Here is a 22,483-nt window from a genome sequence, read left to right on the forward strand (position 1 = left end):
GGGGCGTGTCTACTGCCAGCCGTGTTTACCGGCGGTGCCGGTGCGCCAGTGCCTCATAGGACGCGGAGAGCGCCGGCGCCGCCGTCTCGTACGTCCGCTGCGCCACCCCCACGAACAGGCAGTCCACCACCAGCAGCTGACTGGTCCGGGACGACATCGCGGCCGGCCGCAGCTCACTCTCCCGCGCCGTGGACGTGGTCAGCACCTGGTCGGCGTACTGCGCCACCGGCCCGTCCGGCCGCCCGGTGATGGCGACGGTCGTGGCCCCGTGCTCGAACGCGACCCGCAGCGGCTCGATGACATCCCCGGTCGAGCCCGAGTGCGTGATCGCGATCGCGACATCCCCGGCCCGTAGCTGCACGGCGTTCGTCACCGCGAGGTGCGGGTCGCTGTGCGCCTGCGCTATCAGCCCTATTCGCAGCAGCTTCTGTGTGAGGTCCTGCGCGACGAGCCCCGAGGCCCCCACGCCGTACACGTCGATCCGCCGCGCCGAGGCCGTCGCGGCGACCGCCGCCCCCAGCTGCACGGTGTCGAGACCGGCCGCCGTGTCCGCGAGGGTCTGCTGCTCGTCGTAGGCGAGCTTGGCGACCACGTCCGCGATCGGATCGTCCACCGCGATGTCCGTGGTGATCGCGGGCGACCGCCCGGACTGCTGCTGCGCGGCCAGCCCGGCGAGGGCGAGCCGCAGGTCGCGGTAGCCGGGGTAGCCGAGGATCCGGGCCGTTCGCACCACCGTGGCCTCACTCGTCCCCGTGAGCTCGGCGAGGCCCGTGACGGTGAGTGCCGCGCACCCCGCGGGGTCCTTCGAGACGGCCTCGGCGACCCGCTGCATGGAACGGGTCATGGACGGACCCAGCGTGCGCACCTTCGAGGCGAGAGCGCTGCCGAAAATTTCCTTCACTTCCTGGGGCACGCCTGAAAGATATTTTCGGCCCGGGCCGGTGGTCAAGAGCGCGCACAATGGCTCCATGGAGTCCATTGGTCCACTTGAGCAGGCCCTGCACACCGCCCGCGCCCGTGTCCTCGCCGATCTGGCCGCGGGGGAGGTCGCCGCGCCCGACGTGGTGTCGCTGGTCGAGGACTCCGTAGTACAGCGCCGCTGGTGGGTGGAGCAGTGGCCCGAGGGCGCGGAATTCGTGCCGGGGCTGGTCGCCCAGGACGTCCAGGACGCGCTGCTCGAACGCTACGGCCGCTGGCCCCTGTGCCCGGTGTGCGGCTCCGGTGACCCGCACGCCCTGGAGGTCGAGCCGGAACTGGGCCCCGATCCGCACTGGGTGTGCCACAAGGCGGGCGTGAAGGTGGCGGCGGTCGGCTCGCTCGGGACCGCGGCGGGCGGGAGCGCCCCCTCGTGACCGTCTACGTCGACCCACCCACCTGGCCGGGCCACGGCCGCATGTGGTCCCACCTGGTCAGCGACACCTCTTTCGAGGAACTCCACGCGTTCGCCGAGGAGGTGGGCGTCCCCAGGCGTGCCTTCGAGCGCGACCACTACGACATCCCGTCACACCGGTACGCCGATGTCGTCGCCGCGGGCGCGGTGGAGGTGAGCAGTCGGGAGGTGGTGCGGCTGCTCACGGGTGCGGGACTGCGGCGACCCAAAGGCCGCGCGTGGTCAACCGGCCCCGCCGGAAAGGACGTACAGCCGTAGCCCCGGCTCCGCCTCCCCGTACGTCTGCTCCTCCTCCACGGTCGCCCGGACGAATCCGGCGCGGGCGATGACCCGCTGCGAGGCCGCGTTGTCGGGCTCGATGGTGGCGCAGAGGCTGCGCACGTCGTCGCGGGCCAGGGCCCAGTCGCTCAGGGCGCGCAGGGCCTCCGTGGCGTAGCCCTGGCCTCGGGCGCTCTCGGCGAGGTCGTAGCCGACCTCCGCTCGGCCGTCCTCGTCCGGGGCGCCGTGGAAGCCCATGCCGCCGATCGCCCGGCCGTCCTCCCGCCGTACGAGGACGAAGAGGCCGAACTCCGGGCGGTGGACGCCCGCCTCGTAGGCCTTGATGGTCATGCCGGCGGCCTCGCGGGTGCCCTCGAATGGGCCGTCCCCGACCCACTCGAAGTCCCCGTCGCCGCCTGCGGCCAGTTCGGCGGCGGACGCGGGCGTGACGCCCTGGAGAGTCAGGCGTTCGGTGGGCAGGACCAGGTTGTTGCTCCAGCGCCACTGGGTGCGCGGGGCGCGGCCGGGCAGGTCGCCGCGGCCGGTGGCCCACAGGAGGGTGCGCCACGGGTCGGGGCCGGGCTGGACCTCGGGGAAGATCCGCGTCAGGACGTACTCGGGGAGCCGGGCGGGGGGCTCGTACGGCAGGCCCAGTCCGGCCGCGATGTCGTACGTGTGCAGCAGGACCTCGGCGATGCCCATCGCGGCGAAGCCCACGCGGTTCGCGCTGCGGAAGGGGTACGGGTGGAAGGCGCGGACCTCGCGCGGGGTGGTGCGGATCGTGGCGGCGAAGAGGGTGCCCGCCGTCTCGATCACCTGGAGGGCGCCCTCGGCGTCCGTGCCGTCGTCGAGGTGGATCTCGAAGGGGACCCACCTGTCCTGTGCTCGGCCCGCCAACTGCCCCGCGTACGCGATCAGGTTGCTCGCGATGTGCTCGGCCGTCTTCAGACAGCTCCACTCCACCCGGCCGGCCGGTACCCCGGACCAGTCCCGGTCCACCGCCGCCCGCAGCACCGCCACCGCGTCCGCGACGGCCTCCGTCACCCGTTCCGCGCCCATGTCTGCCATGCGGGCAGGCTAAGGCGCCGGGCGCCCTAGAGCGACAGCATTTCCAGCTCCGAGGTGAGGTTGTAACGGGCCGTGGCCTCCCATTCCCGTTCCCCGTACGGCGTCCTGAACAGCCGGGGCAGTTCGAGCAGTTGACGCAGGACCGCGGACCGGCCCGCGCGGAAGGCGTCGGTCGGGACGAAGCCGTACTCCTCGCGGACGGCGGCCGTGTAGGCGGCGTACGCGGAGGGCGGGGCGGCGAGGATCGCGAGGTCGGCGTCGCAGAGGACCTGGCCGTCGCGGTCGTCGTCGGCGGGATCGTGGTCGGTGGTGAGACGGACCAGGCGGGCGACCTCGGCCGTGCCTCGCTGGGTGAGTCCGGCCTCCGGGAGGGCGCGTTCGGCGAGACGGGCGGAGCGCTCCTCGTTCTCCGAGCGGTCCGGGAGGTAGACGGCGTCGTGGAACCAGGCCGCGAGACGCACCAGGTCCGGGTCGTCCGCGTACTCCTGCAGTACGTCGATGTGGTCGAGGACCGCCGTCAGGTGGGAGAGCGTGTGGTAGCGCCGCTGCGGCTCCTGCCAGCGGCCGAGGAGGTTGTCGGCGTACGGCGCCGGGTCGGGGCCGTCACCGGCCCGGGCGCTCTCCAGAGCACGGACGAAACGGTCGCGGAGGTCGTCGAGATCGGCCATGGCCTCATTGTCCCGCGCGTCAGCCGTTCGCGGGGTGCACTGGTGAGGGGGGCCCTGTATCGGCGTATTCTGGAATTGGACTAGACCTGTAAGGCCTGAAAGACCTGTCAGACCTGTAGCCGCCCGAGACCGTCGACGAATGGGGTCCCATGAGCAAGCGTGCAGTCCTGGAGGTGATCGCCCTCGACGCCGAGGACGCGATCGCCGCCCAGGCCGGAGGCGCGGACCGGCTGGAACTGGTGACCGACATGGCGGCGGACGGTCTGACGCCGGCGGTCGCGACGGTCGCGGAGATCCGGGGGGCCGTGGACATCTCGCTGCGGGTGATGCTGCGGTTGTCGGGCGGGTTCGGCGCCGGGGACGTCTCGCGGGTGGTCCGGGCGGCGGGGGAGATGCGGGACACCGGGGCCGAGGAGTTCGTGCTGGGGTTCCTGCACACGGACGGCGAGGTGGACCTGAGGGCCGTGGAGCGGGTCGTCGGGGCGCTGGACGGGTGCCGCTGGACCTTCCACCGGGCCATCGACCACGCGGCGGACCGGGACGCCCTGCGCAAGCAGCTGGCCGATCTCCCGGGTCTGGACACCTACCTCACCGCAGGCTCGGCGGCGGGCGTCGACGAGGGGCTCCCGGTGCTCCTCGCGGAGGCGTCGAGGGCGGGGGACCCGGGATACGAGCCCCAGCTCCTGGTCGGCGGAGGCCTACGACTGGACCACGTCCCGAGACTCCGGGCGGCAGGCATCGACGCCTTCCACATCGGCGGGGCGGCGAGGCCGGAGGGCTGGGGGGTGCCGGTGTCGGCGGAGGCGGTTGCGGAGTGGCGGCGGGCGCTGGATCTGGGGTGAGGGGGCGGGCCTGGAACCGGCCAAGGCGCAGGGCGGTCTCGATGTGCGGCTCCACCGCGGGGGCCCAGGGCCGGCTCCACCGCGTGGGCGCGAGGCCCTAGCTCTTCAGAGGGTGCAGACACAGAGAGGTGTCGTCGTGCTCGCTGTATTCCAGGTCGGCGATGTAGCCCCCCGAGGCGCAGGTGGCGTCCACGGGCGCATCGACGCGGAACTGCGCGTCGCCGGAGCCGCAGCCCACCTTCTCGAGATCCTGGTCGGCCCAGGTGCCGTTGTTGCGTGCGCACGAGCCGACCGTCAGGTTCTGATGGCCGCCGGAGCCTGTCGGCAGCCCGACGGGCCCCGCCACAAGGCCGATGACCAACAGCACCGTGAACGCGAACACCGCCAGGCCGAGCAGTCCCACCGGGATCAGTGCGAGGATCCCGGCGGGCCGCCTGAACACCGGCTTGCCGGGATCCAGCGGCGGCCGGAACCCCGCCGTGACCGGCTCGGGTATGCGCCGGATGCCGGACAGCGCGCCGAGGTTGGCCAGCAGGGTGAAGGGCGTCATCAGCAGCGACAGCGGACCCCACCAGCCCAGCACCATCGTGTCCGCCTGCATGTCCCTGTAGCTCGCCAGCGCGCAGGTGCGGCAGAACATCCCCTCGCGCTTCAGGAACCGCATGATCACCAGCATCCCCTGGTGACCGCGGATCGTCACCGGCGCGGCGGGCGCCGCCCCGCAGATCTGACAGGCCACCGGCCCCGGTCCGCCCGCCCCCGGCTGCCCGCCGCCGTACTGCTGCGGCCACCCGGGGGCGGGCAGCTGCTGATACGGCCCCGGGACGGGCGTCGGCGCCTGCTGGTAGGTCCCCGAAGCCGGTGTCTGCTGATAAGGCCCCGGATTCGGCGAATACGCCGGGTGCGAGGGCGGCGGCGTGCTCAACGGGTGCCTCTCCGGGGGGACATGGCGGAACGGATCAGCACCCTACCCGGCGAGCGCCGCGGGCAGCGGGGCCGTGTGGGTCACGGTCAGGCCTGACACCGCTCGGGTCAGGGCCACGTACAGCCGTCGCAGGCCCGTGCGTTCGTCCGGTTCGCCGTCCACCACCGCCTGCGGCTCGTCCAGGACGACGTAGTCGTACTCGAGGCCCTTGGCGAGAGACGCCGGGACCAGGGTCAGACGGGTCTCGGCCGTGGTCTCCTCACCCGGGGCGAGGTACGGGATGCCCGCCGCCGTCAGCGCCTCGGCCAGTTCCGGGACGCGGGCGTCCGCCGCGATCAGACCGGTCGAACCCTCATTGCGCAGCAACTCCTCGCACGCGGCGACCACTTCGCCCGTACCGGAGATCTCGCGCACGTCGAAGAAGCCCGGGTTCTCACGGACCGACGCGACCGGCGCCAGACCCGGCGCGATGTGCGGGAGGAGACGGGAGGCGTACGTGATGACGTCCGTCGGAACGCGGAAACCGGCCGTCAGCTCCTCGATCACCCCGTCCGCCTTGCCGAGATGGGCCAGCGCCTCGTCCCAACTCCGCGTCGCCCACGGCGTGGTGCCCTGCGCCAGGTCGCCGAGGACCGTCGCCGAACCGGTCGAGCAGCGGCGGCCGACCGCCCGGTACTGCATGGGGGACAGGTCCTGCGCCTCGTCGAGCACCACATGCCCCAGCGAGTGCGTGCGCTCCACGATGTCCGTCGCCTCGTCGATCAACACCGCGTCCGCGGAAGACCACTTGGCCGACTTCACCGACCGCACCGGCTTCGCCCACAGGATCGTCTTGCGCTCGTCCTCGTCGAGGATCCCGTCCGCGTGTACGGCGAGGAAGTCCGCGTCCGTCAGCAGCCGGAGCACCAGCTTCGCCGGATCCACCGGCGGCCAGATCGCCTTCACCGCCGCCTTCACCGCCGGATTGCGGGCCACCGCGTCCTGCACCCGGTCGTCCGGCGCCTCCCCCGACCGCTCCATCTGCACCAGCACGGCATGCGCGATCCGCTGCGGAAGCGCCTCGCGGGCGGCCCCGTACCGGATCCCCCGGTCGAGCAGCTCCCTCACGATCTCCTCGATCTCGTACGCCGGGACCCGCCATCTGCGCGACCCGCGCACCACCATCACCGGCTCGGTGGGCATGGTCACGTGCGAGTAGACGGCCCGCCTGAGCACCTGAGCCATCCTCGCGTCGCCCTTGAGGACCGCGGCGGCCGCGTCATCGGTGCCGCGCACCTGAAGGCCCGCCGCGACCAGGTCGTCGACGGTGGCCTGCTTCACCGTCAACTCACCCAGCGCGGGCAGCACTTGCTCGATGTAGTGCAGGAAGGACCGGTTCGGCCCGATGACGAGGGTGCCGGTGCGGGCGAGCCGCTCGCGGTGGGCGTAGAGGAGATAGGCGACCCGGTGCAGGCCGACGGCGGTCTTCCCGGTACCCGGACCTCCCTGCACACAGACCGTGCCGCCGAGACCCGACCGTACGATCTCGTCCTGCTCGGGCTGGATGGTCGCCACGATGTCGCGCATCGGGCCGACGCGCGGGCGCTCGATCTCCTGCTGGAGCAGCTTGCTGGTGGCCGCGGCCTCGGCGGGGTCGGAGAGGTGCTCGTCCTCGTAGGCGGTGATCTCGCCGCGTGTGTAGCCGAAACGGCGGCGCAGCCCGATGTCCATCGGGTCCTTCTTGGACGCCCGGTAGAACGGCTGCGAGACCGGCGCCCGCCAGTCGATCACCATCGGGTCGCCGTCGTGGTCGTGGACGTGCCGGCGGCCGATGTAGAAGCGCTCTCCCTCCGCGCCCTCGGCCCGGTCGGCGCCGGGGGAGTGCAGGTAGTCGAGGCGGCCGAAGAACAGCGGGGTGTCGCTGAGGTCGGCCAGCGACTTGATGCGCTCGCCGATCTGGCGGGCCAGGACCTCGGCGTTGACCCAGTTCGCGGTGACGTCCTTGATGTCCAGCGACTCGGCGTCCTCGCGCATGGCGCGCAGTGCGGCGCGGGACCCGGCGAGGTGGGAGCGTTCGCGGGCGAGGGGGTCGTCGTGTGCGGGCACGGGATCTGCGGGCACAGGAGTGGACGGCCTGGACAAGGGGGTGCCTCCGAAGGTGCTGCGGGCCGCGTGGTGGGATGCCGACCGGTTTCCGTCCGGGCGGCGGCACTCCGTGAGGGAGGCGGGCAAGGGGGGAGATTCTAGAGGGGCGGCGTGGGAGGAGGCCAACGGATTTCCCCGCGCCCCGGCCCCGGACCCCCGCCCCTCGACCCCCCGGGCCCCTAAGGGATGGCCCCTCCTCCTCTCGGGGTGGCGCCACCCACGGGCAGTCCTCAGGTAGCACAAGAAGTGGATACCTGGGACCGATGCCCTCCTTATGCCTCGAAAGCCACTATGGAGGCATGAGCGCAGCGACCTTCACCCCAGCCCCCGGTCGCCCGTCCGGGGCGACCCCCCTCTCCGGTACCCACAGCACCCACCGCCTGGGCAACGCCCTGCGGGCGATCCGCGTCTTCGCCGGTGCCGCCTTCGACGTCGTCATACTCGGCGAGTACGGCGAGGAAGCCGGCGTCCGCCGCAGGTAGTCGCAGGTAGTCGTCGGCAGCCGCAGGTGGCCGCCGGTCAGCTGTCCGCGAGCAGCTCGTCCGCGTCCACGATCCGGTAGGCGTACCCCTGTTCCGCCAGGAACCGCTGGCGGTGCGCGGCGAAGTCCTGGTCGATGGTGTCGCGGGCGACCACCGAGTAGAAGTGGGCCTGGTGGCCGTCCGCCTTCGGGCGCAGGACCCTGCCGAGCCGCTGAGCCTCCTCCTGGCGGGAGCCGAAGGTGCCCGAGACCTGGATGGCGACGGTCGCCTCCGGCAGGTCGATGGAGAAGTTCGCGACCTTGGACACCACCAGCACGCTGATCTCGCCCTGCCGGAAGGATTCGAAGAGCTTCTCGCGCTGGGCGTTGGAGGTCTCGCCCTTGATGACGGGGGCGTTCAGGTGCTCGCCGAGTTCGTCGAGCTGGTCGATGTACTGGCCGATCACCAGGATCTGCTGGCCCGCGAACCGTCGTACCAGAGCCTCCGTGACCTTCCGCTTCGTCGCGGTCGTGGCACAGAAGCGGTACTTCTCCTCCTGCTCGGCGGTGGCATAGGCGAGCCGCTCGGAGTCGGTGAGGTTCACCCGCACCTCGACGCAGTCGGCCGGCGCGATGTAGCCCTGCGCCTCGATCTCCTTCCACGGCGCGTCGAACCGCTTGGGCCCGATCAGTGAAAAGACGTCCGACTCCCGCCCGTCCTCCCGCACGAGGGTCGCGGTCAGCCCCAGCCGCCGCCGGGCCTGGAGGTCGGCGGTGAACTTGAAGACGGGCGCCGGCAGCAGGTGCACCTCGTCGTAGAGGATGAGCCCCCAGTCCCGGGAGTCGAAGAGCTCCAGGTGCGGGTAGACGCCCTTCCGCCGGGTCGTCAGCACCTGGTAGGTGGCGATGGTGACGGGCCGGATCTCCTTCCGCGTCCCGCTGTACTCGCCGATCTCCTCCTCGGTCAGGGAGGTGCGCTTGATGAGCTCGTGCTTCCACTGCCGGGCCGAGACGGTGTTGGTGACGAGGATGAGGGTGGTCGACTTGGCCTGCGCCATGGCCCCGGCGCCGACGAGGGTCTTACCGGCACCACAGGGCAGCACCACGACCCCGCTGCCGCCGTGCCAGAAGTTCTCCACGGCCTGCTTCTGGTAGGGCCTGAGCGCCCACCCGTCCTCGTCCAGCTCGATCGCGTGCGCCTCGCCGTCGACGTACCCGGCGAGGTCCTCGGCGGGCCAGCCCAGCTTCAGCAGCGTCTGCTTGATCTGCCCGCGCTCGGAGGGGTGCACGGCCACGGTGTCCGGGTCGAGCCGCGCCCCGACCAGCGGGATGATCCGCTTCGAGCGCAGGATCTCCTCCAGCACCGGCCGGTCGGTGGTGGTGAGCACGAGCCCGTGGGCCGGGTGCTTGCTGAGCGTGAGCCGCCCGTACCGGTCCATCGTCTCGGCGACGTCGACGAGCAGGGCGTGCGGCACCGGATACCGGCTGTACTGCACCAGGGCGTCGACCACCTGCTCGGCGTCGTGTCCGGCGGCGCGCGCGTTCCACAGCCCCAGCGGGGTCACCCGGTAGGTGTGGATGTGCTCGGGCGCCCGCTCCAGCTCGGCGAACGGCGCGATGGCCCGACGGCACTCGTCGGCCTGCTCGTGGTCGACCTCGAGCAGCAGGGTCTTGTCGGACTGGACGATGAGAGGACCGTTCACGTACAGGCATCCTTCCGCACGGGCCAAACGTCCAGTGTGCCTCAACCGGGGACGATCAAGGGAGGCCGAGGAGACCGCCGGGTCTCCCGGGGCAACCTCGGCCCTCGTTCGTGTGTCTTGACTGGCGGGACTGGGCCGGGGAGGACACATGGGGATGTCTGCGGGCAGATGGGTGGTCGGCGGGGGCGCGGCAGTGCTGCTGGTGACGACCGGTGTCTGGGCGCTGCGGCCGGTGGACGTCGACACGGACCTGTGGAGCCGGGTGCGGCCGCCCATCGAGGCGCGGCTCGTGGACCAGGCGCGCGGCACCGGGTACGGGGAGAGCGAGCCCGGGCTCGGGGCCCGGTGGTTCTGCCGGGCGCAGGCGCTGGACCTCGACGAGCGGGACGGACTCGTGCGGGCCGGCGTCAGCACGCTGTGCCTGGAGTACGGGGTGCGCGGGGGGCGGCTGGTGGAGTGCAGCGGTGCCGAGGTGCCCCAGGTGCTGCGGCTGCGGCGGGAGGCCGACGGCGACTACGTGGTCGTGTCGCAGGAGGAGCCGCCCGAGGGCGCCGGCAACGCGGAGTGGCTGACGACCCACTTCGGCCACGCCACCACCGCCGCACTCGACACCACCGTGCCCTCCACCCCGCTGGAATCGGCGGCCCGCACCCACTTCGGCCTGCCGGCCACGGCCCCGGTGAACACGGACTGCTGAGCCGCCCCGGTCCGGTCACTGACCGCGCGGCCCTCGCCTCACCGGTGGGGCAGTCCACGTCCTCCGTCGGAGACGCGCTCGGGTGCCGGCCAGGGCTCGACGGTGTCCGGGGGGCCGGCCAGGGGCGTGGCTGGCCGCAGTCCGGTCGCTGGCCGCGCGGCCCTCGCCTCACCGGTGGGGCAGTCCGCGTCCTCCGTCGGAGACGCGCTCGGGTGTCGGCCAGGGCTCGGCGGTGTCCGGGGTGCCGGCCAGGGTCGTGGCGGGCCGCAGTCCGGTCGCTGGCCGCGCGGCCCGCCCCGCCGGTCGTCAGTCCGTGTCCTCCGCCAGTTCCGCCACCCCGGTCACCCGGTGCAGCGGATACGTGCGGACCTCGTCCGCCGTGTGGTCGTAAGCCGTCACGAAGCCGCCCTCGACGCGGACGGGGGCGATGACGCGCTGGCTGGCGGCGCCCTCGGCGTTGACGTAGCCGATCCACAGGGCCTCGCCGGTGAGGACGGCGGCCTGCATGGTGGCGAGGGTCTCGGCGGGGCTGGTGCGGGGGAGTGCGCCGTTGGCGGGCAGGGACTGGTCGGACTGCCGGCGGGGGGTCGTCGAGGCCAGGTCGCCGGCCCGGATGGCGCGGATCGCGGCCGACAGGAGGGTCGCGTCGGGAATCGGGGGGCCGTCAGGGACGGGTTCGGGGGCGGTGCGCGGCGGGGTGCGGTGGGCGTGGGCCCGGGTGATCAGGACATCGCCCTCCGCGGACTCTGCGGCCGGGGCGAAGCCCATCGCGCGCAGGCCGTCAAGGAGCGACGCCGGGTCGGCCTGGGCGGCCAGGACGGTCGGGGCCAGGCGGCGCAGGCGCAGGTTCGCGGCGCGCTTGTCGGCGAGGATCTCGTTGAGCAGGGCGTCGTCGTCGCAGCGGACGTACGCGGAGGCCGCGCCCACCCGAAGGTGGCCGTGCCTGCGGGCCACGTCGTCGATCAAGTACGTCAGCGGCTGCGGCACCGGCGTACGCGCGTGCGTGGCGAGGAAGGCGTGCAGGTCGGAGGCGGACTGCCCGGCGTCCAGAGCACGGCGTACCGACGCGGGGGTGAACCGGTAGACCGTCGCCCCGCCCTTCGACTCCACGTCGGCCAGGACGTCCAGCACCTCGGCCAGCGACCGCTGCAAGGGGCCGGGCGCCACCGCCGTCAGGTCGGCCTGGAGCAGGACGTGGTCGAGCGGCTCGGGCAGGAGCGGTGCGAGCAGCCGGGCCGCCGCGGCGGACGCGGTGGCCTGCTCGACAGGGGAGAGGGGCTCCGTGACAGGGGGACGGTGGTGCACGGGGAGTTTGTCGCCGGGGCCCTCCGGAGCCGTGGTCGGCGTCTTCGGCGCGGCCACGCCGAGCAACGCCCGCCCGTGCACCGACAGCGCCCCCCGCCCCGTCACTCCCAGCAGCTCCGCCTCCGCCAGCGTCCACTCGGCGAGCCGTGAGCGCAGATCGTCCTCGCGCTGCGGCCCCCGCAGCGGACGCTCCCAGCGCAGCCGGGCCAGCACCGACTCCTTCGACGGCGACGCCCCTTCCGGCAGCCCCGCCAGCAGCGTCAGCACCCGGTGCCGTACCGCCGGCGCCGCGCTGCGGTCGAGTCCCGGGCCCAGCGTCGAGAGCGTGCGCTCCTTCGCATCCCGGCCGCCCACCAGACCGGGCACCCGCGTCGCCGTCAGCCACGCCTCCGCCAGCCGGGTCCAGCGCTGCGCCGCGGGCTGCTCCAGCCACTCGTCGTGGGCCGGGGTCGCCGCGTACCGCTCGTCGGCCTCGCCGTCGGAGGCCAGCAGGCCCGCCGCGTACGCCAGCTCGACCCAGAACGCGGCGACCGGCTCCGCCACGTCCAGCGCGACGGCCGTGCGCTTGAGGTCACGGACGCTCAGACCGCCCGCCCGCAGCACCGCGGGACCGCCCTCGTCCCAGTCCCTCAGCAGCTCCTCGACGGTCGCGAGCGCGGTGTACGCCTGCCCGGCCGCCGTCGCGTCCACCACCTGTGGACGGTGGGTCGCCGCGGGCTCCACGACCGGCGGCAGCGGCTCCACCTCCCGGTGCGCACGGCCACCGCGCAGATGCAGGGCGACCTCGCGCGGCAGGACGACCGTCCCGGGCGCCGTCGGCACCAGCAGCCCGAGGTCCAGGAGACGGCGCAGATGGGCCGCCGGCTCCGCGGTGACCTGGCCGTACGGCGGGCCCCACACCAGCCGTGAGAGCACCTCCCGCGACTCCTCCGGGAGTCCGGCGAGCAGCGCCGACATCCGCTTGCGGTCGGTGAACAGGGCCGTCAGCGACGCCACCGCGGACACCGCGTCGTGGGTCGAGCCGAGCCCCGCCGCCGTGACGATGTCCTGGATACGGCCCGGCGACATCCCCGCGGTGGCCTCCTGCACGGTCGGCCCGAGCCCGGTCGGCGAGGGATGCTGCGGCGAGGGCGCGAGCAGCTCACGGGCCGTGCGCACCAGCCGCAGCCGGTCGTCGTCCCCCCACACCAGGGCCTGCTCCCGCAGGGCGGCAAGGGCGCGGGGGAGCGCCGCCGACACGGCCGGGTCGCCGCCGTCGCCGGTCAGCAGCGCCAGCAGTTCCCCGTACGGCGCCGGGTCCGCCGCCACCGCCAGCGCCTCCGCCGTCTGCAGCGTGAAACGGTCCAGCCGCTCCAGCGCCCGCACCACCGACGCCCGCGTCCCGGCCCGGGTCGCGAGCTGGGTCAGGTCCGTGGGGACGGGCGTGATGAGGTCGGGGCGGGCACGCAGAAGCGCGGCCAGGGAGGCGTCGTCCCTGGCCCGGAGCGCTTCCGCGAGGGAGCGCGGCGGTACGGCCGGGTTGCTCATCCGACCAACGGTAGCGGGTTGCCCCCGGCGGCCGGGCCGGGCAGGCGGGGTCGGCGGGGGTGCGCGCCCCGGGGTGCGGTGCGCTAGTTTCGTCCCACGGGGGAGCCAACGCACCAACCCCGGAGGGGACTTCGTGGGTATCGAGAGCGATCAGGTCGTCTACGAGTATCTGAGCCGCGTCGGCGATGTCGCGCAGCAGCGGCAGTTGCCGTCGTCCACCCGTATGCGGCTCGTCTCGGAACTGCGCAACGAGATCGACCGGCGGCGCGCCAAGGTCACCGTGGACTCGCCCGCCGCCGTCCGCCGGATCATCGCCAAGCTCGGCAGCCCCGACGAGGTGGTCACCGCCGCCGGAGGTACGGCGGACAGCGCTCCGCAGGCGCCGGTCGTCGCCATGCCCGTACAGCGGGACCGGGAGGCGGAGGAGCCCGAGCGGCCCAAGCGGCTGCGCAAGGCCGTCCCCCGGCAGCGCCCCGACACCCCGCCGCAGCCCGCCCCCGCCCGCGACCTCTCCAACGGACCCCATCTGGCCGGCCTGGACGAACTCGGCGACACCGCGGCGCAGCCCGACTGGTGGCGGGTGGACAGCAGCCCCTTCGGGGTCGGCGACAGCGTGCCGGGGTTCGTGGGCGGAGTGGAGATCCCGGAACTGCTGAAGCCACCGCCGCCCAAGGAGGAGCGGAAGCCCGAGCCCGCGCCCGCCGTGGAGCAGGCCCCGCCCGCGCCGGTGGTGAAGACCCGCACGGCCTGGTGGAGGCCGAAGACGGTCGTCAAGCCCGCGGAACCGGTCGTCGAGGCCGCCCCGGTTCGCCGGCGCCGTTTCTTCCGGGTCAAGGGCTCCGGCGCCGCAGTCCCCGGAGCCGCAGTCCCCGGAGCCGGCGGCTGGAGCAACCCCCTCCTCCTGCTCGCCGCCGCCCTGCTCGTCGCCGGTGCCGTGCTCGGCAACCTGCTCGTCCTGGTCGTCGGCTGGCTCATCGCGTGGGCCTCCCGCCGGCTGACCGACGCCGAGACCAAATGGGCCGTCGTGTTCCTGCCGAGCCTCTCGCTCACCGCGGGGCTCCTGTGGCTGTGGGGGAGGAACGAGGGCCGCTGGGGCGAGCCGATCGCTCGGGGCCACATGAACGACGCGGTCGCCGAGACCTGGCCGTGGGTCGTGCGGGGCGCGGCCGTGGCGTCGGCGCTGTTCCTGGTGTGGCGCTCGCAGCGGCGCCGGTAGGCCCCGGAAATCCGGTGTCCGCGCGCCCGGCGCCCCGGGCACAATGACCCATATGGCCTCTACAAGCATCTCCGTCCCCGGACCCACCGTCGGCTTCGACCTCGACATGACGCTCATCGACTCCCGCCCCGGCATCCACGCCTGCTGGGTGGAGCTGTCGGAGCGGACCGGGACGTACGTCGACGCCGACCTGGTGGTCACGCGGCTCGGGCCGCCGCTGGCGGAGGAGATGGCGAACTGGTTCCCGGCGGACCGCGTCCCGGCCATGGCGGACCTTTACCGCGAGCTCTACCCGTCGTACGCCATCACCGGCACCCTGGCGATGCCCGGCGCCCGCGAGGCCATGGACGCCGTACAGGCGGCCGGCGGGCGGGCGATCGTCGTGACGGCCAAGTGGGAGCCCAACGCCAAGCTGCACATGAAGCACCTGGGCATGGAGCCCGACGCGGTGATCGGCAACCTGTGGGCCGAGCAGAAGGGCGAGGCGCTGCGCGAGCAGGGCGCGAGCGTGTACGTCGGCGACCACCTCGGCGATGTCCGCGGGGCGCGGATCGCCGGGGCGTTCTCGGTCGCGGTGCCCACGGGGCCGTGCAGCGCGGAGGAACTGACCGAGGCCGGAGCCGATGTCGTCCTCGGCGATCTCACCGAGTTCCCGGGATGGTTTTCGGCCTATCGTGCGGACTACCGGCCGGCCCGCGCCTGACGCCTTCCGGCCGCGACCGATTGCAGCACGCCCGCACCGGCCACCACGAACCCGACGGCCATGAGCATGCTCAATCCGAACATGTACGTCGGAAATGGCTTCGTTCCGAGCAGAAACGGGGCCACGGTGACCAAAGTGGCCACCGCGCCGATGAAGAACACGATGGCTCCGGCACGGATCAGTCGGTCACCGGGAGCGGCGGAATTCGTTTGGGTTTTGTCACGCACCGGACCAGGGTAGTTCCCTGCCCGAAGGAACAACCGGGGGACGTCTTGTCACCGGCCTGAAGACCATTAGCCTTGGTACCGGCGGGTCCCACGACCCGCCCCAGTGCTATCAAGACCCGTTTCCAGAAGCAGTTTTCCGACGAGTACGAGGACGAGGACAGACGTGCCTACCGGCAAGGTCAAGTGGTTCAACAGTGAGAAGGGCTTCGGCTTTCTCTCCCGCGACGACGGCGGTGACGTCTTCGTCCATTCCTCGGTCCTCCCCGCCGGAGTCGAGACACTGAAGCCCGGGCAGCGGGTGGAGTTCGGAGTGGTCGCCGGGCAGCGCGGTGACCAGGCGCTCTCGGTGGCCATCCTCGACCCGACCCCCTCGGTCGCGGCGGCGACGCGCAAGAAGCCGGACGAACTGGCCTCCATCGTCCAGGACCTGACGACCCTTTTGGAGAACATCACACCGATGCTGGAGCGCGGCCGCTACCCCGACAAGGCCGCCGGCGGGAAGATCGCCGGCCTTCTGAGAGCGGTCGCCGACCAACTCGACGTGTAGTGAGCGAGATACGGGCCGAGGCGCCGTCCCCCCAGCTGCTGGAGCACATCCGGCGGCAGCGGCGCCACACCCTGGAACTGCTGACCGTCTGCGCCATCGGCCTCGTCCCGTGGACGATCCTGCTGGCCTTCACGCTGCCCAGCGGCTACACGGTCCGTCAGTGGCGCACCACCTGGGTCGGCTTCGACGTCCTGCTCCTGCTCGCGATGGCCGCCACGGCCCTGCTCGGCTGGCGCCGCCACCGGGGGGTCGTGGTGGCGGCCGTGTCGACGGGTGCCCTGCTGGTCTGCGACGCGTGGTTCGACGTCTCGCTGGCCCTGGGCACCCCGGAGGTGTGGTGGTCGGTGGCACTGGCGGTGTGCGTGGAACTCCCGCTGGCCGGATTCCTGATCCACCGAGTGCTGGGCATGCTGAAACTGGCGCAGTGGCCGATCGCCCCGAAGAGCGTCAGATGAACGACAGCGCGTCGGGCCGCAGAGCAGGCACCAGGCCTTCCGCGGCCGCCCGGGTCAACAGTCCCCGGATCGCCGCATACCCGTCCTCGCCGAGGTCCGCGGTGAACTCGTTGACGTACAGACCGATGTGCTGATCGGCGACGGCGGGATCCATCTCCTGCGCGTGCTCCATGACATAGGGCCGGGACACCTCGGGCTCGTCCCACGCGGCCCGCACGGACGCACGGACGGACTCGGCGAGCCGTGACAGCCGCTCCTCCCCCAGCGACCGCTTCGCGATGATCGCCCCCAGGGGAATCGGCAGCCCGGTCGTCGACTCCCAGTGCTCGCCCATGTCAGCGAGCTTGTGCAGACCGTAGTTCTGGTACGTGAACCGGGCCTCGTGGATCACGAGCCCCGCGTCGACCTTCCCGTCCCGCACGGCCGGCATGATCTCGTGGAACGGCAGCACCACGATCTCCCCGACCCCGCCCGGGAGGACGTCCGCCGCCCACAGCCGGAACAGCAGATACGCCGTCGACCTCTCGGACGGCACGGCGACGGTACGGCCGGTGAGGTCCACCCCCGCCTCCCGCGTCAGCACCAGCGGCCCGCACCCGCGCCCCAGCGCACCCCCGCACGGCAGCAGCGCGTACTGGTCGAGGACGTACGGCAGCACGGCGTACGACACCTTCAGCACATCGAGCTCACCGCGCTCCGCCATCGAGTTGGTGATGTCGATGTCGGCGAAGGTCACGTCCAGCGCGGGCGCCCCCGGCACCCGGCCGTGCGCGAGGGCGTCGAAGACGAAGGTGTCGTTCGGGCAGGGGGAGTAGGCGATCCTCAGTGATCCGGTCGTCGGCTCAGTCGTCATGGTGTCTCCAACTCTCCAGTACGGGCGTCAGCTTCCCGAACCCCTCCGTCAGGGCCGCGAGGGCGTCGCCGATGCGCCAGGCGGCCCGGTCGCGCGGACCGACCGGGTTGGACACGGCACGGACCTCCAGCACGGGCACCCCGTGCGCCCCGGCGGCCTCGGCGACCCCGAAGCCCTCCATGGCCTCGGCGAGGGCGGTGGGATGGCGTGCTCTCAGGGCGGCCGCGCGGGCGGCCGTACCGGTCACCGTGGAGACGGTGAGCACGGCTCCGGCGCACCCCCCGGTCGCGGCCACCGCGGCCCGTACGAGTGTTTCGGGCGGACGGTGGGTGACGACCCCGAACCCCAGCTCGGTCACCGGCACGAACCCGTCGGCGGTCTCCGCCCCGAGGTCGGCCGCGGTGATCTCGTCGGCGACGACGAGCGAGCCGACCGGCGCGTGCGGCAGGAAACCGCCCGCGATCCCGGCGGAGACCACGAGGCCGTACGGAGAACCCGCCACGGCGGCCCGGGTGAGCGCGGTGGCGGTGCGGGCGGCGGCGAGAGCGGGCCCGACCCCCACGGCGAGGACGTCCACGGGGAGCCCAGTGCCCTCGAACGCACGGGCCACCGCGTCCCGTTCGACCGGGACGGCGGTGGCCACGAAAACGCGCATCGGATACGGCGGATCAGTAGTCGGAGTTCTCCAGCTTGAAGTTCCACACGCCCTTGTACGCCTTGCTCTCGCCGGAGGACTGCTTGTCCTGCTCGACGATGCTGATGTACAGCGTCTTCTGCGGCGCCTGGCCCTGCTGCTGGGCGAAGAGGTCGACACCCTCGAAGGAGTAGTACGACTTCTTGTACACGTACGTCATCTGCTGGCCGTTGATCCACAGCGCCCAGCCGGTGTCCGCGACCTTCCGGTCGACGCCGACGCGCAGGGTCTCGCTCTGCTTGACCTTGATCGTCTTGACGTCCGACTTCTCCAGGGCGCACTTGGCGGCCTTCGCCTTGCCGAGGTCGTTGCCGTCGTCGTAGCAGACGGCCTCGGAGCTCACCGAGGTCGAACCGACCGTGACGGTGACGCGCGGCGTCGGCTTGTCGCAGGCCGACAGGACGAGCAGTCCGGCGGAAACGAGGCCGGCGGCGGCGACGGCGCGGCGGCGTCGCACATCGGATTGCAGCGTGGTCATGGCGGAAGGCTATCGGGCGGGTACAGCGGTGCCTCTACGCGGGGTGCGGCGAGCCCTGTTCGTTACGCCACTCGCGCCTTGGGAGCACTGCCGTGCCGGGCCGAGCTGAGCAGCCCCTTCGCCGTGGCCAGCCAGCCCGCGGCGACGACCGCGGCGGCCACCGACAGGCCGAGATAGCCGTTGAGCGGCATCACGATGCCGACCGCGCCGCCGAACACCCACGACACCTGCAACAGCGTCTCGGAGCGGGCGAACGCCGAGGTGCGGACCAGTTCGGGCACGTCCCGCTGGATCAGCGCGTCCAGAGACAGCTTGGACAGGGCCTGCGAGAAACCGGCGACCGCCGCCAGACACGCCACCAGGAACGCCCCGAAGAAGATCGCCGCCGTGATCGCCGCGCCCAGCACGATGGCCACCACCGTCAGGATGATGATCTCCGGCGCCCGGGACCTGAGCCAGGCCCCGACCGCCGTGCCGAGCGCGTTGCCCACGCCCGCCGACACGGCCACCAGGCCCAGGGAGACCGCCGCGCTCTCGCCGGTCAGCGGATGCTCGCGCAGCAGGAAGGCGAGGAAGAAGGTGAGGAAGCCGGACAGCCAGCGCAGGGTGGCGTTCGCGCCGAGGGCATGGGTGACGGCGGTGCCGACCGTGCGCAGCCCGGGCCGCTTGAGGGGCTTGAGGTGCGGCCCGTGCAGATGTTCCTCGTCGGCGGCGAGCAGCGCCACGTCCTCGCCCTTGGCGGAGTCGACCTTCGGCGGCAGCGAGAAGGACAGGAACATCCCGGCGATGAAGATCACGAAGGCGCCGTAGAGCGGCCAGCGCGGTCCGATGGCCTGGAGTCCCGCGCCGATGGGGGCCGCGACACCCGTGGCGAGGAGGCCGCCGAGGGTGACGCGGGAGTTGGCCTTGACGAGGGAGAAGCGCGGCGGGAGCAGACGGGGCACGACCGCGCTTCTGACGACGCCGTACGCCTTCGAGGCCACCAGTACGCCGAGGGCCGCCGGATACAGCTCCAGGCTGCCCGTGGCGACCGCCCCGGCGATGATCAGCGAGAGCATCGCCCGGGCGAGCATGGCGCCCGCCATGGCGGCGCGGCGGCCGTGCGGGAGACGGTCCAGGAGCGGGCCGATCACGGGCGCGAGGACCGTGAAGGGGGCCATGGTGATGGCGAGGTACAGGGCGACGCGCCCACGGGCCTCGTCGGTCGGCACCGAGAAGAACACCGTGGAGGCGAGGGCGACGGTGATCATCACGTCCCCGGCGCCGTTGACCGCGTGCAGTTCGATCAGCTTGCCGAGACCGGACTCGCCCGCCCCGTGCGCGTGGGTCGCCTTGCGGATGCCGCGGGCCGTACCGGTGAACGGGAAGTGCAGGGCACGGCCGACAGCGCGCACGGGCCCGGTCATCCGGCCCGCACCGCCACCGATCCCGGTGGCTCCCTGGGGTGTCCTCGTGGCTGCCACCCCGTCATAGTGCCCCGAGAAAGCTGTGAGTAGTGCGGTTACCGCTCGTATGAACGCATATGAAGTGCCACCGCGGGCCCACCGGAGGCAACGAACCATCACGTCGGTGTAGGCCGAGCGGCGGCGAACAGGTAGCGTGCGTAGCGCGCCGTGGCGAACGTTCTCGGCCGCGCGCCTCTCCGGCATCCCGCAGAATGGATGGGAGCAGGTGCGCCCGAGCGCGATCGGGCGCGGACGTCGACGCGGTCCTCCGGTCCGCTCCGTCCGCACCCACCGCCTTCAGGCCGGCGCACCCGAGTGACGGCGTAGGAGAGAAGCGATACCTGTGAGCGCAGCGACAACGCGAAGCCGCACCCCCGACCGCCTGTGCGCCGAGGCCGTCGACCTCGCCCGCGCCGCCGCCGAGGAGGCCGCCGCGCCCGGGGTGGTGGGCGAGCACTCGGGCCTGGTCTCCGAGGGAGACCGGGTCGTCACGCACTTCTTCGAGTGCAAGGAGCTCGGGTACCGGGGCTGGCGCTGGGCCGTGACGGTGGCGCGCGCCTCCCGCGCCAAGCTGGTGACGCTGGACGAGGTCGTCCTGCTCCCCGGCCCCGACGCGCTGCTGGCACCGGAGTGGGTGCCGTGGAGCGAACGCCTGCGCCCCGGCGACATGGGCCCCGGCGATCTGCTCCCCACCGACGCCGAGGACCTGCGCCTGGAGCCCGGCTACACCGGCGAGGACGAGCCGCTGCCGAGCGCGCCGGTCTCCGAGGAGATGGCCGAGCTGGTCGAGGCGGAGGACGCCGAGCTCACGGCGGGCACCCCGTCGCACCTCCCGGTGGTCCCGACCCGCGGCTCGATCGCCGCGGTCGCCGAGGAACTCGGCATGCGCCGGGCCCGGGTCCTGTCCCGCTACGGCCTCCATATCGCCGCCGACCGCTGGGAGGAGTCCTTCGGCGCCAAGACGCCTATGGCCCAGGCGGCCCCGGCGCCCTGCGCCAGCTGCGGCTTCCTGGTTCCGCTGGGAGGCTCGCTGGGCCAGGCATTCGGCCTGTGCGCCAACGAGTTCGCCCCGGCGGACGGCCGCGTGGTCTCCCTGTCCTACGGCTGCGGAGGCCACTCCGAAGCGGCCGTCATGCCCAAGCCCCCGCAGCCGGCCCTGCCGGTGATCGACGAGACCCGGGTGGACCCGTTCCCGCTGCGTCCGGCACCGGACTCGGGATCGGTGCCGGTGGTCACGGACGAGGACGCGGCGGAGCTGGGTCACTCGTAGGACGGGCCCGCTCAGGGGCGCTGCTTCACCCGGTCCACCACCCCCTGGGCGGTCACGTGCTGCCACTGCTCGTACGACTTCCCCCCGGCCGTGACCCGCTCACGCAGCCCGAGGTACTGGTACGACTCCGCGTCGAAGAGCAGCACCCGGCCCCCGGACGCCCAGGGGGTACCGGCCGGGCCCGTGTACCGGACAGCGACGGCCGCGTGCCCGTCGACGTCCGTCGTGCCCGGCAGCACCTTGACGCCGGGGACGGCGGCGAGCGCCTCGAAGGCCGCGGAGCGCAGCCCCTTGGGCAGGACGGGACCGCGGAGCAGGCCGGAGATGAAGTACTGGACCATCGGCCACTCGTCGGCCCTGGTCGGCCGGCCGAATTCGGGCTTGGCGCCCATGTCGCGCAGGGTGATCGTCAGCCTGCCCGGGTCGAGGGGCAGCTTCTCCAGCTCCGACCACTCGGTCGGCGGCCAGGAGTGCTGGCCCTTCCGGGCCGGCGGCACCCACTGCGTGCGGCCCAGCTCGCTGACGTAGGACTTCTTGGAACCGTCGACCGAACTCCAGCTCTCGTCGACGTACGTCTTCGCCGGGCCGCCCGAGACCGGCGTCCGCTCGATGACCTCCTTGGTGTAGACGAACTGGTCGTCGCGCGGGGCGAGCGGCTTCTCCGTCCGGAGTGCCTCGGCCGCCGCGCCCCGCAGTACGGTGGTCGCGCTCACCGTCCGGGTGCGGGGTGTGTTCTCCCCGGTGTTCTGGGTGACCACCACGGTCGCGGTGACCGCGGCCGCTGCCGCGCAGGCCACGGCGACCCGCAGCAGCGGACGGCGGTGGACGGCGACGACGGCCGGGGCGGCGGGGGCCCGCATCGTCTGCTGGAGACGGAAGCGGGCACGGCTGCGGGCGGTGGCCGAGAGAGGGGGCGCGTCCGCGTCCCACTCCCTCAAAAGCTCGATCTCATTCATCGACGGATTCCTCTCGAAGAGCGGTCGGATCGGATCCGCCCAATGCCTCACGAAGTTTTCTGCGAGCCCTGTGCAGCCGCGACCGGACCGTCCCCACCGGCACGCCGAGGGCGCTCGCGACCTCGTCGTAGCCGAGGTCGGCCCAGGCGACCAGCAGCAGCACGTCGCGGTGCCGGGCGGGCAACCGGGCGAGCGCACCGGCGAGTTCGCCGCCCACGGCCTGGGCGCTGACCCGTGCCGCCACCCGGTCGGCGACCGTCTCCTCGGTAGGCCCGCCGGGGCCGGCCGAGGGCAGCCGGCTGAGTGTCTTCAGTCGGCGGGCCTCGGCACGGCGGTGGCGGCCGATGAGGTTGGTCGCGATGCCGAACAGCCAGGGACGGGCGTCGGCCGCCTCCGTGCGGTACCGGAAGCGCTGCTGGAACGCGGTGGTGAAGGTCTCCGCCATGACGTCCTCGGCGGCCTCCGCACCGAGCCGGCGGGCCGCGTAGCGGTGCACCGAGTCGGCATGGCGGTCGAAGAGCGCGGCGAACGCCTCGGGCTCGTCCCACGACCGTTCGATCACCGAGGCGTCGCTGTCCTGCCCCACCCTGACGCCTGGTTCGACGGTCATCGGGGCTCCTTTCGTCGCTGTGGCGCTGTGAAGCTCGGGCTTACACCCGTACTTCGCCACTC

24 protein-coding genes are annotated in these 22,483 nt (G+C 72.7%); 10 read left to right on the top strand and 14 right to left on the bottom strand.

Going from position 1 to position 22,483, the window contains the following annotated elements:
* Positions 1–25 precede the first annotated feature (25 nt).
* A complete protein-coding gene (locus tag ACIRP7_RS03265) occupies positions 26–913 on the bottom strand; it encodes a MurR/RpiR family transcriptional regulator (protein WP_403653226.1) in 888 nt (295 codons plus the stop codon).
* Between the two features lie 55 nt (positions 914–968).
* On the opposite strand from ACIRP7_RS03265, the gene ACIRP7_RS03270 reads away from it, so the two are divergent.
* Positions 969–1,352: a hypothetical protein gene (locus tag ACIRP7_RS03270; RefSeq protein WP_352388802.1), complete on the top strand. Its 384-nt coding sequence runs from the start codon at positions 969–971 to the stop codon at positions 1,350–1,352.
* Positions 1,349–1,648 carry a DUF4031 domain-containing protein gene (locus ACIRP7_RS03275; protein WP_403653229.1) on the top strand — a complete coding sequence of 100 codons (300 nt, stop codon included), beginning with the start codon at positions 1,349–1,351 and terminating at the stop codon, positions 1,646–1,648. The genes ACIRP7_RS03270 and ACIRP7_RS03275 overlap by 4 nt, the downstream gene beginning before the upstream one ends.
* Here ACIRP7_RS03275 and ACIRP7_RS03280 read toward each other — a convergent pair.
* Positions 1,613–2,716, bottom strand: coding sequence for a GNAT family N-acetyltransferase (locus tag ACIRP7_RS03280; RefSeq protein ID WP_403653232.1), 1,104 nt, complete (start codon positions 2,714–2,716; stop codon positions 1,613–1,615). The genes ACIRP7_RS03275 and ACIRP7_RS03280 overlap by 36 nt on opposite strands.
* Positions 2,717–2,742: 26 nt before the next feature.
* Positions 2,743–3,384 (bottom strand): hypothetical protein, encoded by a 642-nt coding sequence (locus tag ACIRP7_RS03285; protein ID WP_403653234.1) that lies wholly within the window; start codon positions 3,382–3,384, stop codon positions 2,743–2,745.
* A 149-nt stretch (positions 3,385–3,533) separates the two neighbouring features.
* On the opposite strand from ACIRP7_RS03285, the gene ACIRP7_RS03290 reads away from it, so the two are divergent.
* Positions 3,534–4,226 (top strand): copper homeostasis protein CutC, encoded by a 693-nt coding sequence (locus tag ACIRP7_RS03290; protein WP_403653237.1) that lies wholly within the window; start codon positions 3,534–3,536, stop codon positions 4,224–4,226.
* A gap of 97 nt (positions 4,227–4,323) precedes the next feature.
* Here ACIRP7_RS03290 and ACIRP7_RS03295 read toward each other — a convergent pair whose 3' ends face one another.
* Positions 4,324–5,151, bottom strand: coding sequence for a hypothetical protein (locus ACIRP7_RS03295; RefSeq protein WP_403653239.1), 828 nt, complete (start codon positions 5,149–5,151; stop codon positions 4,324–4,326).
* Between the two features lie 42 nt (positions 5,152–5,193).
* Positions 5,194–7,272, bottom strand: coding sequence for a HelD family protein (locus ACIRP7_RS03300; RefSeq protein ID WP_403653242.1), 2,079 nt, complete (start codon positions 7,270–7,272; stop codon positions 5,194–5,196).
* A gap of 302 nt (positions 7,273–7,574) precedes the next feature.
* On the opposite strand from ACIRP7_RS03300, the gene ACIRP7_RS03305 reads away from it, so the two are divergent.
* A complete protein-coding gene (locus ACIRP7_RS03305) occupies positions 7,575–7,757 on the top strand; it encodes a hypothetical protein (RefSeq protein WP_352388792.1) in 183 nt (60 codons plus the stop codon).
* A gap of 37 nt (positions 7,758–7,794) precedes the next feature.
* On the opposite strand, the gene ACIRP7_RS03310 is transcribed toward ACIRP7_RS03305, so the two are convergent.
* Positions 7,795–9,438 carry a DNA repair helicase XPB gene (locus ACIRP7_RS03310; RefSeq protein ID WP_403653244.1) on the bottom strand — a complete coding sequence of 548 codons (1,644 nt, stop codon included), beginning with the start codon at positions 9,436–9,438 and terminating at the stop codon, positions 7,795–7,797.
* Positions 9,439–9,592: 154 nt separating this feature from the next.
* Here ACIRP7_RS03310 and ACIRP7_RS03315 point away from each other — a divergent pair, with 154 nt between their 5' ends.
* Positions 9,593–10,135, top strand: coding sequence for a hypothetical protein (locus tag ACIRP7_RS03315; RefSeq protein ID WP_403653247.1), 543 nt, complete (start codon positions 9,593–9,595; stop codon positions 10,133–10,135).
* A 306-nt stretch (positions 10,136–10,441) separates the two neighbouring features.
* On the opposite strand, the gene ACIRP7_RS03320 is transcribed toward ACIRP7_RS03315, so the two are convergent.
* A complete protein-coding gene (locus tag ACIRP7_RS03320) occupies positions 10,442–12,967 on the bottom strand; it encodes a helicase-associated domain-containing protein (protein WP_403653249.1) in 2,526 nt (841 codons plus the stop codon).
* Between the two features lie 133 nt (positions 12,968–13,100).
* On the opposite strand from ACIRP7_RS03320, the gene ACIRP7_RS03325 reads away from it, so the two are divergent.
* Together ACIRP7_RS03325 and ACIRP7_RS03330 are read left to right on the top strand one after the other, a co-directional pair.
* A complete protein-coding gene (locus tag ACIRP7_RS03325) occupies positions 13,101–14,183 on the top strand; it encodes a hypothetical protein (RefSeq protein WP_403653252.1) in 1,083 nt (360 codons plus the stop codon).
* Positions 14,184–14,235: 52 nt separating this feature from the next.
* On the top strand, positions 14,236–14,886 hold the full coding sequence (locus tag ACIRP7_RS03330) for an HAD family hydrolase (protein WP_403653255.1): 651 nt from the start codon (positions 14,236–14,238) through the stop codon (positions 14,884–14,886).
* Here ACIRP7_RS03330 and ACIRP7_RS03335 read toward each other — a convergent pair.
* Entirely contained in the window at positions 14,865–15,113 is a 249-nt protein-coding gene (locus ACIRP7_RS03335; RefSeq protein WP_352388780.1) for a hypothetical protein, read from the bottom strand. The genes ACIRP7_RS03330 and ACIRP7_RS03335 overlap by 22 nt on opposite strands.
* Before the next feature lie 163 nt (positions 15,114–15,276).
* Between ACIRP7_RS03335 and ACIRP7_RS03340 the strand changes: the two genes are divergently transcribed.
* Both ACIRP7_RS03340 and ACIRP7_RS03345 read left to right on the top strand, forming a co-directional pair.
* Complete coding sequence (locus ACIRP7_RS03340; RefSeq protein WP_007382863.1) at positions 15,277–15,660, top strand: cold-shock protein; 384 nt, start codon at positions 15,277–15,279, stop codon at positions 15,658–15,660.
* Positions 15,660–16,115, top strand: coding sequence for a hypothetical protein (locus ACIRP7_RS03345; protein WP_403653259.1), 456 nt, complete (start codon positions 15,660–15,662; stop codon positions 16,113–16,115). The genes ACIRP7_RS03340 and ACIRP7_RS03345 overlap by 1 nt, the downstream gene beginning before the upstream one ends.
* Here ACIRP7_RS03345 and ACIRP7_RS03350 read toward each other — a convergent pair.
* The 4 genes from ACIRP7_RS03350 to ACIRP7_RS03365 form a co-directional block, all read right to left on the bottom strand.
* Positions 16,108–16,968, bottom strand: coding sequence for a 1,4-dihydroxy-6-naphthoate synthase (locus ACIRP7_RS03350; RefSeq protein WP_403653261.1), 861 nt, complete (start codon positions 16,966–16,968; stop codon positions 16,108–16,110). The two genes, ACIRP7_RS03345 and ACIRP7_RS03350, sit on opposite strands and share 8 nt — an antisense overlap.
* Positions 16,958–17,623, bottom strand: coding sequence for a futalosine hydrolase (locus ACIRP7_RS03355; RefSeq protein ID WP_403653263.1), 666 nt, complete (start codon positions 17,621–17,623; stop codon positions 16,958–16,960). Before ACIRP7_RS03355 ends, ACIRP7_RS03350 begins: the two co-directional genes overlap by 11 nt.
* Before the next feature lie 13 nt (positions 17,624–17,636).
* Entirely contained in the window at positions 17,637–18,140 is a 504-nt protein-coding gene (locus ACIRP7_RS03360; protein WP_403653266.1) for a hypothetical protein, read from the bottom strand.
* 62 nt (positions 18,141–18,202) lie between these two features.
* The gene (locus tag ACIRP7_RS03365; RefSeq protein WP_403654218.1) at positions 18,203–19,546 is read right to left on the bottom strand and encodes an MFS transporter; all 1,344 of its coding nucleotides are present in this window, start codon (positions 19,544–19,546) and stop codon (positions 18,203–18,205) included.
* Between the two features lie 382 nt (positions 19,547–19,928).
* On the opposite strand from ACIRP7_RS03365, the gene ACIRP7_RS03370 reads away from it, so the two are divergent.
* The gene (locus tag ACIRP7_RS03370; RefSeq protein ID WP_403653269.1) at positions 19,929–20,855 is read left to right on the top strand and encodes a DUF3027 domain-containing protein; all 927 of its coding nucleotides are present in this window, start codon (positions 19,929–19,931) and stop codon (positions 20,853–20,855) included.
* A gap of 11 nt (positions 20,856–20,866) precedes the next feature.
* Here the strand turns inward: ACIRP7_RS03370 and ACIRP7_RS03375 are convergent, their stop codons facing one another.
* Both ACIRP7_RS03375 and ACIRP7_RS03380 read right to left on the bottom strand, forming a co-directional pair.
* On the bottom strand, positions 20,867–21,811 hold the full coding sequence (locus ACIRP7_RS03375; RefSeq protein WP_403653272.1) for a CU044_5270 family protein: 945 nt from the start codon (positions 21,809–21,811) through the stop codon (positions 20,867–20,869).
* Positions 21,804–22,421, bottom strand: a complete 618-nt coding sequence (locus tag ACIRP7_RS03380; RefSeq protein ID WP_403653275.1) for an RNA polymerase sigma factor — start codon at positions 22,419–22,421, stop codon at positions 21,804–21,806. Before ACIRP7_RS03380 ends, ACIRP7_RS03375 begins: the two co-directional genes overlap by 8 nt.
* Between the last annotated feature and the right edge of the window lie 62 nt (positions 22,422–22,483).

It is taken from the genome of Streptomyces sp. NPDC102270 (assembly GCF_044766405.1).
GTDB lineage: Bacteria > Actinomycetota > Actinomycetes > Streptomycetales > Streptomycetaceae > Streptomyces.